Here is a 15032-nt window from a genome sequence, read left to right on the forward strand (position 1 = left end):
CAATTGTCTATCTTTTGGTATTAACCTATTTGTGCCTTAAGTGTCTCCCTGTATAGATTTCAGCTACTTTTAGGCGTAGGCACTCTCATCGAATTTTATTTTAAGTTAATTATTTGCATAACAATTACCGAAGAGCCAGGATCTGAAAGAACAAGCGCACAAAAATAGACTAAAGGATATTTATGGAATATTTTTAACCAACAGAACTGTAATCTACTCTACAAACCCAAGCGAATGCGAAAATTTCGCACGTATCACGGATGCTGTTTATCATGGCAGTGAAGATTTGGGTCCTATCTTTAACCGACTAGCTGCTAATGTCAATGCAACAAAATGTCAATCCATCTTATGGCAACTTGCAGAACAACAACCCAATTCAAATCAGCCACCATCTCCTGAAGACAAACAACAAGCACAAGAACAAGCGACGAGTATATCAGAGCTTAAATCTGATAAAGTAACAATCCAAATAGAAGACTTGATTAAAAAATTTACTACGTCTGAGCGAAAAAATGCAAGTTTGACTTTAAGTGAGTTAGCCAATAAGGATCCAGAAGCAAACCCACTAGTGGTGAAGGCTTTGATCGTCGGCATAGTTGGTGACAAGGAAGAGAACGCATATCTTAAAAACTTGTATATTGCTTACACCTTAGCGAAGATTAATGATTGGAATTCATCCGAATATGGAAAGGTTTGCAATTTAAAAACATCAAAAAATTACAATGATCCAACATTTAAAATGCGGGTAAATAACGCTATTAATAAATTAGATAAGTCCAAACATTGTCCTTAAATAAACCCTGTAGGTTGGGTTGACGCAAGGAAACCAAACCTATGCTTATTCGTTCTCTAACTTTACTTTAGATCTTGTAGGGTGCGTTAAGGGAATGTAACGCACCTTTTTAGGCGTTGTCAGATCAGAATATGAAAGATGCAATGCAATCCTTGCTATCAAAGTAATTTCAGTTCCGGTGCTGATTCGGATCATCTTTCAATTTGACAACGCACCTTTTTAAGAAATTTGAGTAGCAAGTCTCGACGCTCAACTACAATTAGAATTATAGTCATTTCAATTAAGATTGAGAATATTAATCCCAGAGTTCCTAAGGGTTTTGTCGGTCTAGACTGTATCAGAATTATCTGAAATGACTATATGAGATATTTATTAGACACAGATTATCTAAGCATTCTTCTGGTAAAGATGGATGCTCGAATCGAAGCGATTGCACTGTCCTGTGGAGTGATTTTATTAACTCGTAATCATCGAGATTTTGGTAAAGTATCGTAGAGCTTTTCAAATTGTCTCATAAAAGCTCGATCGATCCGATCTTTCCATAACCATAATAACGGTGATTGCCATCCGAAACCGCCCCAAGATGCGATCGCTTTTTGGTCTCCTGTACCGATTAAACTCAGATAATTTTTCTGGGGAAAATAGGGTTTTAAGGGCCGATTTTGCAGAATTCTTTGTAAATTATCGTATAAAGGTTTTCCTTGTCGGACGGCAAAAACTCCCGCTTTCGGACGGGGATAATCTGGAATCGTGGCAATATCTCCCACGGCAAAAATATGGGGATGAGACAGAGATTGCAGATAATTATTCACTAAAATAAACCCTTTTTTATCTGTCAGTAATCCCGACTCTTTAATCCAACTAGAGGCCGAGGCAGTCGTTACCCAAATTGTATAATCTATGGGTAAAACTAACCCCGATGAACAGATAACTTGATCCGGTCTTACTTCTATTACATCCGTTGATAAATATAGTCTAATTCCCCTTTGTTTAAAAATCTTCTCTAAACGTTGACCGACCCAATTATTATGGGCTGGTAGTAGTTTTTTTCCTCGATGAATTAGAGATAAATTCAAATTACTGCTAGAGTTGAGAATTTTTGCCAAACGGGACTGCATATTTAAAGCTAATTCTACCCCGCCCGCACCACCACCAACAATGACGATATTGAGAGGATTATTAGGGTTACTAACCGCTTTTTTGAGGATTTCTTGCCATCCTTCCCGAAAAATCGGCACTGGTTTGGCGGGAATAGCGTACTCTTTAGCACCGATAACATTATCTACTGCCGGGATACTGCCGATATCGATCGAGAGATAATCAAAGGGAATCGGTGAAGAATTATTACAAATTACTTGACATTTTTCCGTATCTATGCAATTAGCCTTGTCTAAACAGAATTGCGCTTGAGAATACCTAGCTAGAGAAGGTAAATCGATATGAGTCTCAGCAAAATCATAAAAACCGGCGATGTGACCGGGTAACATTCCCGAATAGGGGGTATGGGTGACATCGCTAATTAAAGTTAATTGAACGTTTTTTAGGGGTGATTGTCCCCAAAGACGAAGGGCGATCGCATGACTATGACCCCCACCGATAAAAACTAAGCGCTTGACTAAATCCATAAAAAAACGGGATTGCTGCCAGAAAAGTTAAATTCTAATGAATATATCTTCTTACCCAGAAATTCTGTTGCAAAATCGAGGGTAGATAGACAAAAACTCAAGGCATCGAGGCCATAAACTTTTAACCAATGACAGTAAATTGGGATTTTGCTTTTTTCGGACTCGATATTCTTAAGCAAATTCTATCTAATATCTTCGCTTCCCAATAGAGAGAAGTCTATGCAAGAAGTTTATATCGTGGCCGCAGTCCGGACTCCAATTGGTCGTTTTGGTGGGGGATTGATGGGATTATCCCCGGCCGATTTAGGGGCAACAGTGATGAAATACGCCCTAGAAATCGCTAATTTGCCCCCAGAAGCCCTAGATTTGTACATTTTCGGCAATGTTTTGGGAGCGGGTCATGGTCAGTTAATTCCCCGGCAAGCGGCGATTAAAGCGGGAATTCCCCTAGCCGTGGGCGGATATCGGGTGGATATGGTTTGTTCTTCGGGAATGATTGCCGTTAGTAATGCTGCTACCTTAATTCGCGCAGGCGAAGCGGATATCGTCCTCGCTGGTGGCATCGAATCCATGTCCCAAACCGGCTTTTTTCTCTCCCATCGGGCCCGGTGGGGTTATAAATTCCTCATGGGTGCGCCAGAACAATTAACGGATTTATTACTCCACGATGGCTTAACCGATGCTACCACGGCTGAGGGCATGGGTTCCCAAGTCGATCGCCTCTGTCTCGATCGTGGTGGCTCCCGGCAAGCATTAGACGAAATTGCCGCCTTATCCCACCAAAGAGCTGCCACAGCCACAGAAAAAGGCTGGTTTAAGGGTGAAATCGTGCCGATCGAGCTTAAATCTAAGAAAGGTTCCACAATTCTTGATCAAGATGAGGGTATTCGTCCCGATAGTACCGCAGAAGGCCTAGGAAAACTGCGACCGGCTTTTAGTCCGTCAGGAGTTTTAACCGCGGGTAATAGTAGTCAAATTTCCGACGGGGCTGCCGCATTACTTTTAGCCAGTAAAAAAGCCGTGGATCAGTACGGTTTAAAACCAATTGCCAAAATCCTTGGCGGGGCCGTGGCTGCTGGGGAAACCTATCGCTTCGTAGAAACCCCCGTCCTCGCTGTCAAAAAATTACTGAATTCTCTCGGTAAAACCCTAGATGAATTCGATTTAGTGGAAAATAACGAGGCTTTCGCCTTAAATAATCTCCTGTTTGAGATGGATCTCGGGTTAGCTAGGGAAAAACAAAACGTTCACGGTGGTGCGATCGCCTTGGGTCATCCTATCGGCGCTTCCGGCGCGCGAATTCTGGTGACGTTAATTAATGCGTTGAAAGTACAGGATAAAACCCTCGGTATGGCGGCCATCTGTCATGGGACCGGTGGCGGAACAGCGATCGCAATTGAAAGAGTTTAGGAGGAAAAAGCTATGGTATCTCTGGGACTAGAGGAGAAAGTTATCGTCGTCACCGGCGGAAATCGAGGCATTGGGGCGGCTATTGTCTCTCTTTTGATAGATTTGGGGGCCAAGGTGGCTTACACGGATTTAGCCACCGATAATCCCCAGGGTTTAGGCATTGTGGCCGACGTGACTAAGTTGGAATCGATGGAAGCGGCAGCTCAACAAATTGAAGCGGAATTGGGACCAGTGTATGGCATCGTCGCTAACGCGGGAATTACCAGAGATAACTTTTTCCCTAAATTAACGCCGCTAGATTGGGATTTAGTGATTAATGTCAACCTAAAAGGGGTTAATCACACGATTAAGCCATTTATTGAGGGAATGTATGAACGACAAGCGGGATCGATCGTTTGTATTAGTTCTATTTCCGGTGATCGCGGTAATGCCGGCCAAACTAACTACGCGGCCACAAAAGCGGCAGTTATCGGTTTAGTCAAATCCTTAGCGCGAGAAGCTGCCCGTTATAATATTCGCGCCAATGCGATTGCGCCGGGGTTTATTAACACGGAAATGACTTTAGCGATTCCCGAGAAAGTTCGCGATAAAATCACCGCAGAAATTCCCTGTCGTCGCTTCGGTGAACCCGCAGATATCGCCTGGGCAACTGCCTATTTACTCTCTCCTATTGCCAGCAGTTATGTCTCTGGAGAAGTCCTCAGAGTTAATGGGGCCCATCACACTTAATCAGTTATCAGTTATCAGTTATCAGTTATCAGTTATCAGTTATCAGTTATCAGTTATCAGTTATCAGTTATCAGTTATCAGTTATCAGTTATCTAATTCAAAGATGGAAAATGTGTTTGTTATTGTCGCTGCTAAGTTGCTTGATAGTGGCATAAATCTATGAAATTTTAATGGGATCAAGACAAGGCAAATAACAACATCAAAAAACATAGTATATCTTTTGAAGAAGCAGTGACCGTATTTGGGGATCCATTGGCCGTAACGATTTTCGATCCCGATCATTCAGTGGGTGAGTTTCGTTTTCTGATGATAGGACAGTCAAAATTACAAAAGCTGTTAGTCAAATCCCATACAGAAAGAGAAAATGAAATTCGCTTAATTAGCGCCCGTTTAGCTAGTAAACAGGAGAGAAAAAATTATGAATCAGGAGTCTGAAGAAACGGTTAATGACGAGATGTGGAGTGAATATGACTTTTCCAGTGGTATTCGTGGCAAATATTATGAAGCTTATCGACAGGCTAGTAATGTGATCATTCTCGATCCCGATGTGGCGGAAATTTTTCAAGATTCAGCCTCAGTCAATGAAGCGTTAAGATTACTAGCAAAAATTACCAAGTCTGGAAAAATATGACTTATCAGTTATCAGTTATCAGGTGTAGGATGGGTTATTAAACTACCGAAATCAGCGTTAAAGGAAAAGGTCAAAAATAATGGATAAACCGACACAAGCTTGGAGTGAGATGGCCGCCGATTACGTCAATCTTTGGACAGAAACCGGGACAAAAATGTGGTCAAGTTGGTTTGATATGATGGGGGCAATACCCCCGGCCATGGGCAATATTAAACCAGAATTGCAAGAGGCAACCCAGCGCTATTTTGATAATCGGGATTTATTGATCAAATTCCTAAAATTATCGGTGGAAGCTTGGGAAAGTATCTTCCCGAAAATGCAAACAGGAGAAGACTGGCAAACAATTTTAAATAATTATACCCAACAGATGCGCGGTCAACTGAATAGTTTTACTGCCACCACTTCCAAAAGTAGTCAAGATGTCAGTCAACTATGGACAATTTACCTACAACAATTGCAAAGTCTCAATCATTTATGGTTCGATCCTTTCGTCCTGTCAAATGACACAATAACCAAAGCTTGGTTAGGTAATACTTCTTCTTTGATCGAACTGAATAATATCTACTGGCAGAAGTTTTATGATGAAACTTTTGGCCAATGGTTACAGATGCCTTTATTGGGATTGCCGCGAGAATTTAACCGCAAATTACTCGATAGTTTTGAAACTTGGCGGGTTCTTTATCAAGCTAGTATTAACTATCAAATTGTGCTGGCTGATATTCAAGTTAAATCCTTTGAAGCTTTAACTAAAAAATTAGTTTTCCTAGCACAAAAAGGTCAACCTGTCAAGAATTGGCGAGAATTTCAAGATGTGTGGAGTGTAGTCGCCGATGATATTTTTGAAAAGGCTTTTTGTCAACCAGAAAACCTAAAAGTACGGGGAAAATTTATTAATTCCCTCAATGATTATCGCCTCAAACAGCAGGATTTAATGGAAATTTACCTGCGATCAATGAATCTGCCTACCCGCAGCGAAGTCGATGAAATTCATCGGACTATCTATGAATTACGCAAAGAGGTAAAAAGTCTCAAAAAAACTTTAGGAGAAAAAAAGCAGTAGAAAGTAACAATTAGTTAATTGTACTTGACAATCAGGTAAGCTATCAGTTATCAGTTATCGGATTGCAGTTTTAAGTATATAGTGTTAGGTGAAAACTTCGGAACTTTCTTTTCACTGATTACTGTTTACTGTTCACTGCTCACTGAAAAATCCCCACTTCTCTAGGAGAATTAAATTATGTGGCCATTTTTGACGCAAGTGAAACTGGAAGACTTTACCCAAGATTATCTAGAATTAACTCAGAAAAATCTCAAAGGTTTAGACAATCTCAAACGAGTTAAAGAAGAAGATATTCAGTGTGGAGTCTCGGAAAAAGAAGCAGTTTATCGGGAAGATAAAATCATTCTCTATCACTTTAAAACCGTGGTCGAAAAACCCTTCGAGATTCCCTTGCTGATGGTTTATGCTTTGGTCAATCGTCCCTACATGGTAGATTTACAGGAGGGGCGTTCTTTAGTGGCAAATCTGCTGAAATTAGGCTTAGATATCTACTTAATTGATTGGGGATATCCCACGAGAAGCGATCGCTGGTTAACCCTTGATGATTATATCAATGATTATGTCGATAATTGCGTCGATTTTATTCGTCAAAGTCACCATCTCGACAAGATTAATCTGTTAGGAATCTGTCAGGGAGGAACCTTTAGTTTATGCTATAGTTCCCTCTATCCCGATAAGATAAAAAATCTGGTGACAATGGTGACACCGGTGGACTTTTATCAAACCGAGACCCTCTTAAATATGCGGGGGGGATGTTCCTTAGGCTCCGAAGCATTAGACATCGATTTAATGGTAGATGCTATGGGCAATATTCCGGGAGATTTTCTCAACTTAGAGTTTCTAGAATTGAAACCTTTGCAGTTAGGTTATCAGAAATATCTTGATTTTCCTGACATCATGGAAGACGAATCAAAATTAGTTAATTTTCTGCGTATGGAAAAATGGATTTTTGATAGTCCCGACCAAGCGGGAGAATCCTATCGACAGTTTCTCAAGGATTTCTATCAGCAAAATAAACTGATTAAAGGGGAAGTGATGTTAGGAGATAAACGGGTAGATTTACACAATCTGACCATGCCAATTCTCAATCTTTATGCGGATAAAGATCACCTTGTACCTCCCGCTTCTTCCCTCGCTTTAGGGAATTATATCGGTACTTCTGACTATACCGCTTGTGCTTTTCCGGTCGGACATATCGGAATGTATGTCAGTGGCAAAGTGCAACGGGATTTACCCCCCGCTATTAGCGATTGGTTAAAAGCAAGAGGTTAACAATCCTCGAAAATATCCCCTTTTCCCAGTTTGGGAGAGGGGTTTAGCACTTTTTTTCTCTATCGGTGTAACACAATACAACACATCGATCAAAAAAAATCTACAGGCAATAAAATAAACTTTTGTAACAGAGGATGTTAAGCACTGTTGCAAGATCGGGCAGAATCGGAGGATATCCTTCCTTTCGGCTAAACCCCTGTGGTACACTGCAAAGCGTACTCGCTCGTAAGTATGTAGGAGAAAACCTGAGTGTTAAGAGTCGCTGTTGTGGGTTCAGGGCCGGCCGGTTCTTCGGCGGCAGAAACATTAGCTAAAGCAGGCATTGAAACCTATTTATTTGAACGCAAATTAGATAATGCTAAACCCTGTGGTGGAGCGATTCCTCTCTGTATGGTGAGCGAATTTGACCTACCTCCTGAAATTATTGATCGCCGGGTGAGAAAAATGAAAATGATCTCCCCCTCTAACGTCGAAGTCGATATTAATCTCGATAATCAAGACGAATATATCGGAATGTGTCGTCGGGAAGTCCTCGACGGTTTTATGAGAGAACGCGCCCATAAATTAGGAGCGCATTTAATCAACGGAACCGTTTACGGTCTCGACATTCCCACCAATAGCACCGATCCCTATACCCTACACTACGCTGATCACTCCCACGGCAATTCCCAAGGGGAAATGAAATCTCTGAAGGTGGATGTGGTTATCGGTGCGGACGGTGCTAATTCCCGCATTGCTAAAGCTATTGATGCCGGGGATTACAACTATGCGATCGCTTTCCAAGAACGCATCCGTCTCCCCCAAGATAAAATGGCCTACTACGAAGACCTGGCCGAAATGTATGTAGGAAAAGACGTATCCCCCGACTTCTACGCTTGGGTATTCCCCAAATACGATCACGTCGCTGTCGGTACTGGCACAATGAAGGTCAATAAAGCCATGATTAAAGACCTACAAGCCGGTATTCGCGCTCGCGCGGCCCGTCGTCTCGAAGGTGGCGAAATCATCCGCGTGGAAGCTCACCCCATCCCCGAACATCCCCGTCCTCGTCGTGTAGTCGGTCGCGTGGCCCTCGTTGGCGATGCCGCTGGAACAGTTACTAAGTCTTCGGGAGAAGGCATCTATTTCGCCGCTAAATCGGCGCGGATGTGTGCCGAAACCATTGTCGAAGTCACTAACGGCGGCCAACGTATTCCCACAGAGGACGAGTTAAAACTCTACCTGAAGCGTTGGGATAAGAAATACGGTATGACCTATCTGGTGTTAGATATCCTGCAACGGGTTTTCTACCGTACCGATGCCACCCGGGAAGCTTTTGTGGAAATGTGTTCCGATAAGGACGTACAGAAGATGACTTTTGACAGTTATCTCTATAAAACCGTTGTTCCCGCTAATCCTCTCGTGCAGATGAAGATTACTGCTAAAACCATCGGTTCTCTCCTGCGCGGTAACGCTTTAGCTCCTTAAAATCAATTCATAACCAGAAAACCCAATCTCCCTATCGCGGTGGTTGGGTTTTCTTTTGGGTTGTTTCTTCCTATCTTCTCTAATTCAAACAAAAATAAGGTGTGTTACATTTGATTAACGCATCCGACGAGAGCGACTTGCCGCTACCTAGCGCCTTCGGCATCGTAACTATTGATATAGCTTATGACTAAAAACTCCTTCTTCAATGAGCAAAAAGAACAGTCCTTGATCAAAGCTAGGATTGTTGAGAAATATTTCTGGGCTTGGGCAAAAGTTATAATTTCAAAAGTTAAGAAGGGATCGTCTTCAAACCAGAAAATCGCTTATGTTGACCTTTTTGCTGGTGCAGGACGATATGAAGATGGCTCAAAATCAACCCCAGTAAAGGTTCTAGAAACTGCCATCGCAGATCCAGATATGCGAAATATGCTGGTGTCGATCTTTAACGATGCCGATGTCAAAAATGTTAATTCTCTTCAACAAGCTATAGATTCAATTCCAGGCATAGAAAATTTAAAATACCGCCCTCGAATATCAAAATATGAGGTTGGAGAGAACATAGTTAAAACCTTCCAAAGCATGAAATTAGTTCCCACTTTACTTTTTGTTGATCCTTGGGGTTACAAGGGGCTATCTCTTCAACTTGTTAATTCGGTCGTCAAAGATTGGGGTTGTGATTGCATCTTCTTCTTCAATTACAATCGCATCAACATGGGTTTAAGTAATGATGCAGTCAAAGAACACATAAATGCGCTATTCGGACAAGTAGGAGCAGATCAACTCCGCGAACGATTGAAAACACTTACTCCACAAGAGCGTGAGTTAACCGTTGTAGAATATATCTGTGAAGCCTTGAAAGAAATGGGGGGTAAATATGTTCTTCCATTTCGTTTCAGACATGAAATGGGAAATCGTACTAGCCATCACCTAATTTTTGTAAGCAAGCATCCTAAAGGCTATGAAATTATGAAAGAGATAATGGCTAAAGAGAGTTCTGAACAGACGCAGGGCGTACCATCTTTTGAGTATAATCCTGCAACTCTTCAACAACCATTACTCTTTGAGCTAACCCGTCCTCTTGATCAACTGGAATCTATGTTGTTGGACAATTTTTCAGGTAAAACTATGACGATGGCAGAGATTTACGACCAGCATCATGTGGGAAAACTTTACATTAAAAAGAATTACAAAGATGCCCTTAGAAATCTTGAATCTCAAGGAAAAATCACAGTACATCCACCCGCAGGCAAAAAACGGCGAAAAGGAACGTTTGCGGATGATTTAAAGGTTACATTTCCAGTTAAGCAATAAGCTCTAATTTTTCTGAACGCCTCGCTGATTTAAGTGGGACACTTCCCCATTTTTGGATATGCTGATTCCAGGCATTAGGCATCTCGTCCCAGATTTTATCATCAAGTAATCTACCCCCTGCTTTCGGTGTTCTTCCCCCAACTTGTTTGAAAAAAAATGCTACCCCTGAATTTTGACATTGATCGCGGATATCCCTTGCCCAGTCAAGTTTCATCTGGCGATGTTTTTGCCCAGATTCTCCGCCGACAATAACCCAATCAATGCCAGTTAAATTAAGTTCTAGTGGTCCTAAAAGTGGCTCGCATGAAATGAAGCGCACTGAAACAGGCACTGTCCGAAGAGATTCAATCCGATCTGTGTGGTTTTGGTTCTCGACAGATACACCTAGCCAAATGTTGTCGGGAAAATCTAATTTAGACGCTAAATCACCTAGACGTTGATGTCGCTTTGTTAGAATCTGATATATATGCCAAGGCGTTGAATGAATAACGGAGAAAACTTGTCTGATAAAGTCGAGAGGCACATCATCATGAAAAAGATCACTCATTGAGTTGACGAAAACTCGACTGGGAGTGCGCCAACGTAAGGGTTCTTCCAATCTTTCTGGATGCAAAGTCAAGGTGAATCCATTGGGAAAGTTTTTGGGAAAACGCTGTGTAATAGCTTCGGCATAACAATGCAGACAACCACTGCTAATTTTGTCGCACCCGGTTGTTGGATTCCACGTTTTATCAGTCCACTCAATACCAGTGTGTGTACTAGACATATTTCAACTCCACAAGCTATATCTATGACAGACGCTACCTGCCGATAATTAGCAATTTACTTGTACTATACCATCGTTTGACAAGTACAATTGTCGCCGCACTCATTTTCTACATTACGCAATCGTCAATGAGTTGCACTTTATACAAAATATTACATCGTTTAACGAAAACAACAGGCGCTTACGAAGTCATAACCCTCGCTATGGTATCTAAGGAGCGATCGCTTCACCAGCAATCTCTAAGTACCACCTCACCTCAAATCTAGAGAAATAACGCTCTTTTGATACCATAATTCGGGGATCAGGTCATAGTAACCAGCTTGTTCAGGTGGGTAAATACCCGCTTCGATTTTCTTGATAATAGTCGGCCAAGCTTGCCTAAACGCAGGAGAGCGCTCGTTGGGGTGCAGAGTCCAACCCTTGGCATTGGTGAGAGTGGCGCGATAGTAGTTTGTTTGTTCTAGGGAGCGAGAAACCATAATTTCCCAAGAGTCGAGTTTTCCTTTGCCAGTAAAAATATTGCCCCAAGCTTTTAAACCATCGGGTAAATGATCGAGAAAGGTATTTTTATAAGAGCGCCAGAGAGGGGTCATCGGTAAAAGGCGATCGTAGCGACGACAATTAAGTAGATAGGCACGACTACCAAAAAATTTAAATTGATAGAATCCGTCGGGATTTTTCCTGCAAGGATGCTGAGAATAAATCGTACCATCGGGCCGGGGTGGACCGGACAAAGGACGCACAAACATCATTTCTGGATGGGTTTCCATTAACTCGATCCCTTCGCGGATCCAACTGTAATCCGGTTCTTGGTAGAGCATCATGTCACTGTCATAATGAACCATATAATCACTGCGACATTGCTCGATTTTGAAGATCGAGCCGAAAATCGGATAACCTTTGTAGTTATGGGTGGAACGGAGGGGACTGCCGAAATGCTTTTGATAGATACGCTGACGATAGCCCGGATCGTAGTTAAAATCCACTAGGCGATCGATTATGCCATCTTTAACTAATTTTTCACCACAGGCTCTTAATTCCTCCATTGTACCCAGTCCGGGGCGATTAACCTTTTCCCCGCTTAAAGGGGCCGTGTCAATAGCGAGTACCTTTTCCTCGAAGGGAAACTGACTCATTTTGACTAGATGGGGAATAGTGTTCATCATAAACCAGACATCGGTTCGCGCCGTAAAAAACCAGAGCGAACAACTTGGCAATCCCATTTTGTATAAACCTCACTTTTGTTTGGGTCTTAAATGGGATACATTATAGGGGAATCTTAGCGACAAGTTGACACAATTCCTTATTAACCTATGACTATAGCCCTCGATCGCTTACCCCAATCTTGGCAGGGTTTAACCCATCGTTTAACTTATAAGTATTTTCAGGTACGCATTGATACACCCAAAGACCCCTATAAAATTCTCTTTCGTCCCCAACCCTATCAGGTTTTATTTATTCTTAGCCATATGCGCTCGGGTTCGTCTTTATTGACTCATATCCTCAATTCTAATCCTGAAATTATCGGTTTTGGCGAAACTCATCTGGTTTATGAGAGTGAACAGGATTTTAAAACTTTAATGTTTCAACTCTACTGGCATTTGAAAGATTTAAACATGAATCATAAATATATTTTAGATAAAGTTCTTCACGATCAGAAGTTTTTAGATCATAGTTTTTTGCAATCTGATCTGGTTAAGACCATATTTTTACTACGAGAACCGAAGCGCACTTTAGCTAGTATTCTAGATATTAAACCCCATCAAAACGAGCAGCACGCCCTAGGCTATTATACTGGTCGTTTGGCCACCTTAGAAAGTTATGCTCAATTAATTAACAGCAAAGAAAAGAGTTTATTTATCACCCACGATCAGGTATTAAACCAAAGTCAATTGGTCTTTAATAGTTTACAGAGTCATCTCGATACTAAAACGGGATTTTCTGAAGAATATCGAGTTTTAAAAACCACTGGCCGCCGCGGTATAGGAGATTCTTCCGAGAATATCAAAGCGGGTAAAATTATTAAACAAGCCAGAAAATTAGATATAGAAATTTCTGACGCTGTTTTAACCCAAGCCCAAAAAGCCTACGATCGATGCTACGAAACCCTCAGCCATTATTGTCATTGTATCTAAGCTGAATTGGGTATTAGTAATAGCCTTGATTCTCTCCTCCGAGTCCAAAGAAAATCCCCCTAACTCAACTCTAAGTTGATCATTTAAAAGGTCTGATTAGCCTTCAATATTAGCAATTGTAAAGCCCATCTGACACTCGTAGAGATTGGGCTGTTGGCTTTCTCCTTTGCCCAAGGAGTGACCACAGCCTAGTTTACCCTCTCGCCACCGAGGTTGCCCCTGCTGGTTGGCTAAAAGACAGCCCTGACAGACAGAACCCGTATCGACAATGTGTTCGTCGGTTAAAATCACTAACATGACGTTCACCCCCATTGATCTCTGATTTGTCTCTATTGTAAGAGGTTTTTTCTGAGATGTAGTGGCGCGCTATACATTCCGCTACTTTTTGGCTTTTTTTCGCCTGGAATCTTCTTATGGAGAAGATTAGACCTTGAAAATGTATAGTCATTTCAGATAAGTCTGACACGATCTAGACCGGTGAAACCCCTAGTAACTCTGGCATTGATCTTCTCAATCTTAATGATTATTTTCCTAAACCGAGTTTTCTGGTTACTTTTTGCCAAAAGGTTGGGGTCGGTGGTTGATAGGGTTTGGGACTACCTGTAAATATAGGACGTTGACTAGGTTGGTAGAGATAACGATAGTGTAAGAAAATATCTCGATAGGGAAAATCGAGATTTTCACCGCTACAAAGTCGAGTGAACAGAGAGGAAGATAAACCAATGTAGTGCAGATACATCACCCGTTTGTCGTGGTCGTATAATAGCCCATCCCGTTGTTGGAAATGGGCGGAGGTGACGGCGTTGCCGGTGCGACGAGTGGCAGGCCATTCTTTCGCTAAGTTAGAGACGGATAGCTGCGATCTCATCACCATATAGTTCAGCACCGACTGATTGGGGGCTGAGGGATACAATACCTCTGCCTCGCCCTCCTGTAGCCTTGCCACTAGCCAATCCCTTTGTTCCGACAGCATAAAGCCGCGCTTGGAGGCGTAGAACCCAGCACAAAAGATATCCGCCTCAATCCGTTCTTGGGGAAACACTTCCAGCAGTTTCGGTGAATTGACATTGTAAATGTGGGTGGGGTCTTTGTACTGAAAGTCGTAAGTCACCACATCAGAAGTGTCTAGCTGTTCAAACACAGGGGTGACATCATCCAAAATCAGCGCATCTGCGTCAATGTAGATGAATTTTTCAAAGGGGGCGTTGGGGTCAAAGGCACAGTAACGGCGGTTCATACCCAACCGTCGTACTCCTTGGATGCCTTCGGTTTTCTGCCAGTGTTGCAGTGCTGTGGGGTGAGCTTGCCAGACTTGTAACGAAAAGTCCTCCCACGGCTTAAACAGATCTTTGTCATTCCAGAGGGTGACATTGGGACGGGTGGCGATTTCGGCGGCGGTTTTTTCCAACCGGTCGTCGTAGGCGATGACGCAGACGGGCATACCCGCACCCGCATTGACGGCGATGCTATTCAGCAAGGCCACCAGTTGGTCAAACACGACATCATTGCCGAGGGTGTAAATACCGTAGTTCATTGCAGCTCAGGAAGAAAAAAAATCAAAACCTATTATCTTTGCCGTTAGTTTAGCTTATTTTTGTCGATAAATTTCGGTAATTTGAGATTATGGCCATGACTTTAACTGCTGATCAGCCAATGCCCATTCAAAAGTGAAGTGCAACGCCTAAGATTGACAGAGTTGACACTCCCCGCTCTAAAGAGACGGGGATTCTTGGTTCACAGAGATTACTTGCGAAAGACAGAATTGCTTCTGAAAAAGTAGAGGTATTCTCTCCCCAAGCGTTTATTGGGTCGAGCCCAAAGGTTCCGGTATGC

General features: G+C 42.3%; 13 protein-coding genes and 2 pseudogenes. 10 read left to right on the forward strand and 5 right to left on the reverse strand.

The features are described from left to right. The first annotated feature begins 286 nt into the window (after positions 1–286). Positions 287–793 carry a hypothetical protein gene (locus IM479_RS20495; RefSeq protein ID WP_287686392.1) on the forward strand — a complete coding sequence of 169 codons (507 nt, stop codon included), beginning with the start codon at positions 287–289 and terminating at the stop codon, positions 791–793. Between the two features lie 467 nt (positions 794–1260). Here IM479_RS20495 and IM479_RS20500 read toward each other — a convergent pair whose 3' ends face one another. Beyond that, positions 1261–2418: an FAD-dependent oxidoreductase gene (locus IM479_RS20500; protein ID WP_287686394.1), complete on the reverse strand. Its 1158-nt coding sequence runs from the start codon at positions 2416–2418 to the stop codon at positions 1261–1263. A gap of 219 nt (positions 2419–2637) precedes the next feature. Between IM479_RS20500 and IM479_RS20505 the strand changes: the two genes are divergently transcribed. From IM479_RS20505 to IM479_RS20540, 8 genes and pseudogenes are all read left to right on the forward strand, one after another. Continuing rightward, entirely contained in the window at positions 2638–3828 is a 1191-nt protein-coding gene (locus tag IM479_RS20505; protein WP_287686396.1) for a thiolase family protein, read from the forward strand. A 12-nt stretch (positions 3829–3840) separates the two neighbouring features. Continuing rightward, entirely contained in the window at positions 3841–4557 is a 717-nt protein-coding gene (phaB, locus tag IM479_RS20510; protein ID WP_286825393.1) for an acetoacetyl-CoA reductase PhaB, read from the forward strand. Between the two features lie 183 nt (positions 4558–4740). After that, positions 4741–4992: pseudogene (locus IM479_RS20515) on the forward strand (BrnT family toxin); the annotation flags it as partial. Beyond that, positions 4976–5188, forward strand: a complete 213-nt coding sequence (locus tag IM479_RS20520; protein ID WP_287686398.1) for a hypothetical protein — start codon at positions 4976–4978, stop codon at positions 5186–5188. The pseudogene IM479_RS20515 and the gene IM479_RS20520, both read left to right, overlap by 17 nt. Before the next feature lie 79 nt (positions 5189–5267). Further along, positions 5268–6262: pseudogene (gene phaE, locus IM479_RS20525) on the forward strand (class III poly(R)-hydroxyalkanoic acid synthase subunit PhaE). 163 nt (positions 6263–6425) lie between these two features. Next, entirely contained in the window at positions 6426–7520 is a 1095-nt protein-coding gene (locus tag IM479_RS20530; RefSeq protein WP_287686400.1) for a class III poly(R)-hydroxyalkanoic acid synthase subunit PhaC, read from the forward strand. 249 nt (positions 7521–7769) lie between these two features. After that, entirely contained in the window at positions 7770–8987 is a 1218-nt protein-coding gene (gene chlP, locus IM479_RS20535; protein ID WP_002735532.1) for a geranylgeranyl reductase, read from the forward strand. Positions 8988–9170: 183 nt separating this feature from the next. Then, positions 9171–10298, forward strand: coding sequence for a three-Cys-motif partner protein TcmP (locus IM479_RS20540; RefSeq protein WP_287686401.1), 1128 nt, complete (start codon positions 9171–9173; stop codon positions 10296–10298). On the opposite strand, the gene IM479_RS20545 is transcribed toward IM479_RS20540, so the two are convergent. Then, the gene (locus IM479_RS20545) at positions 10288–11064 is read right to left on the reverse strand and encodes a DUF5131 family protein (protein ID WP_287686403.1); all 777 of its coding nucleotides are present in this window, start codon (positions 11062–11064) and stop codon (positions 10288–10290) included. The genes IM479_RS20540 and IM479_RS20545 overlap by 11 nt on opposite strands. 251 nt (positions 11065–11315) lie before the next feature. Then, on the reverse strand, positions 11316–12287 hold the full coding sequence (locus IM479_RS20550; RefSeq protein ID WP_287686404.1) for a hypothetical protein: 972 nt from the start codon (positions 12285–12287) through the stop codon (positions 11316–11318). 90 nt (positions 12288–12377) lie between these two features. On the opposite strand from IM479_RS20550, the gene IM479_RS20555 reads away from it, so the two are divergent. Beyond that, positions 12378–13199 carry a sulfotransferase family protein gene (locus tag IM479_RS20555; RefSeq protein ID WP_287686406.1) on the forward strand — a complete coding sequence of 274 codons (822 nt, stop codon included), beginning with the start codon at positions 12378–12380 and terminating at the stop codon, positions 13197–13199. Positions 13200–13295: 96 nt separating this feature from the next. Here the strand turns inward: IM479_RS20555 and IM479_RS20560 are convergent, their stop codons facing one another. Further along, positions 13296–13496 (reverse strand): hypothetical protein, encoded by a 201-nt coding sequence (locus IM479_RS20560; protein WP_286825399.1) that lies wholly within the window; start codon positions 13494–13496, stop codon positions 13296–13298. A gap of 226 nt (positions 13497–13722) precedes the next feature. Continuing rightward, entirely contained in the window at positions 13723–14733 is a 1011-nt protein-coding gene (locus IM479_RS20565; RefSeq protein ID WP_158199204.1) for an Npun_R2821/Npun_R2822 family protein, read from the reverse strand. Positions 14734–15032: the final 299 nt, after the last annotated feature.

Source organism: Microcystis sp. M165S2, from assembly GCF_020245885.1.
Lineage (GTDB): Bacteria > Cyanobacteriota > Cyanobacteriia > Cyanobacteriales > Microcystaceae > Microcystis.

Excerpts from the sequence above, each read along its gene's own strand:
- IM479_RS20500 (WP_287686394.1), bottom strand. The coding sequence starts at position 2,418 with ATGGATTTAGTCAAGCGCTTAGTTTTTATCGGTGGGGGTCATAGTCAT.
- IM479_RS20540 (WP_287686401.1), top strand. The coding sequence starts at position 9,171 with ATGACTAAAAACTCCTTCTTCAATGAGCAAAAAGAACAGTCCTTGATC.
- phaB (WP_286825393.1), top strand. The coding sequence starts at position 3,841 with ATGGTATCTCTGGGACTAGAGGAGAAAGTTATCGTCGTCACCGGCGGA.
- IM479_RS20530 (WP_287686400.1), top strand. The coding sequence starts at position 6,426 with ATGTGGCCATTTTTGACGCAAGTGAAACTGGAAGACTTTACCCAAGAT.
- IM479_RS20505 (WP_287686396.1), top strand. The coding sequence starts at position 2,638 with ATGCAAGAAGTTTATATCGTGGCCGCAGTCCGGACTCCAATTGGTCGT.
- IM479_RS20520 (WP_287686398.1), top strand. The coding sequence starts at position 4,976 with ATGAATCAGGAGTCTGAAGAAACGGTTAATGACGAGATGTGGAGTGAA.
- IM479_RS20550 (WP_287686404.1), bottom strand. The coding sequence starts at position 12,287 with ATGGGATTGCCAAGTTGTTCGCTCTGGTTTTTTACGGCGCGAACCGAT.
- IM479_RS20560 (WP_286825399.1), bottom strand. The coding sequence starts at position 13,496 with ATGTTAGTGATTTTAACCGACGAACACATTGTCGATACGGGTTCTGTC.
- IM479_RS20545 (WP_287686403.1), bottom strand. The coding sequence starts at position 11,064 with ATGTCTAGTACACACACTGGTATTGAGTGGACTGATAAAACGTGGAAT.
- IM479_RS20555 (WP_287686406.1), top strand. The coding sequence starts at position 12,378 with ATGACTATAGCCCTCGATCGCTTACCCCAATCTTGGCAGGGTTTAACC.
- IM479_RS20565 (WP_158199204.1), bottom strand. The coding sequence starts at position 14,733 with ATGAACTACGGTATTTACACCCTCGGCAATGATGTCGTGTTTGACCAA.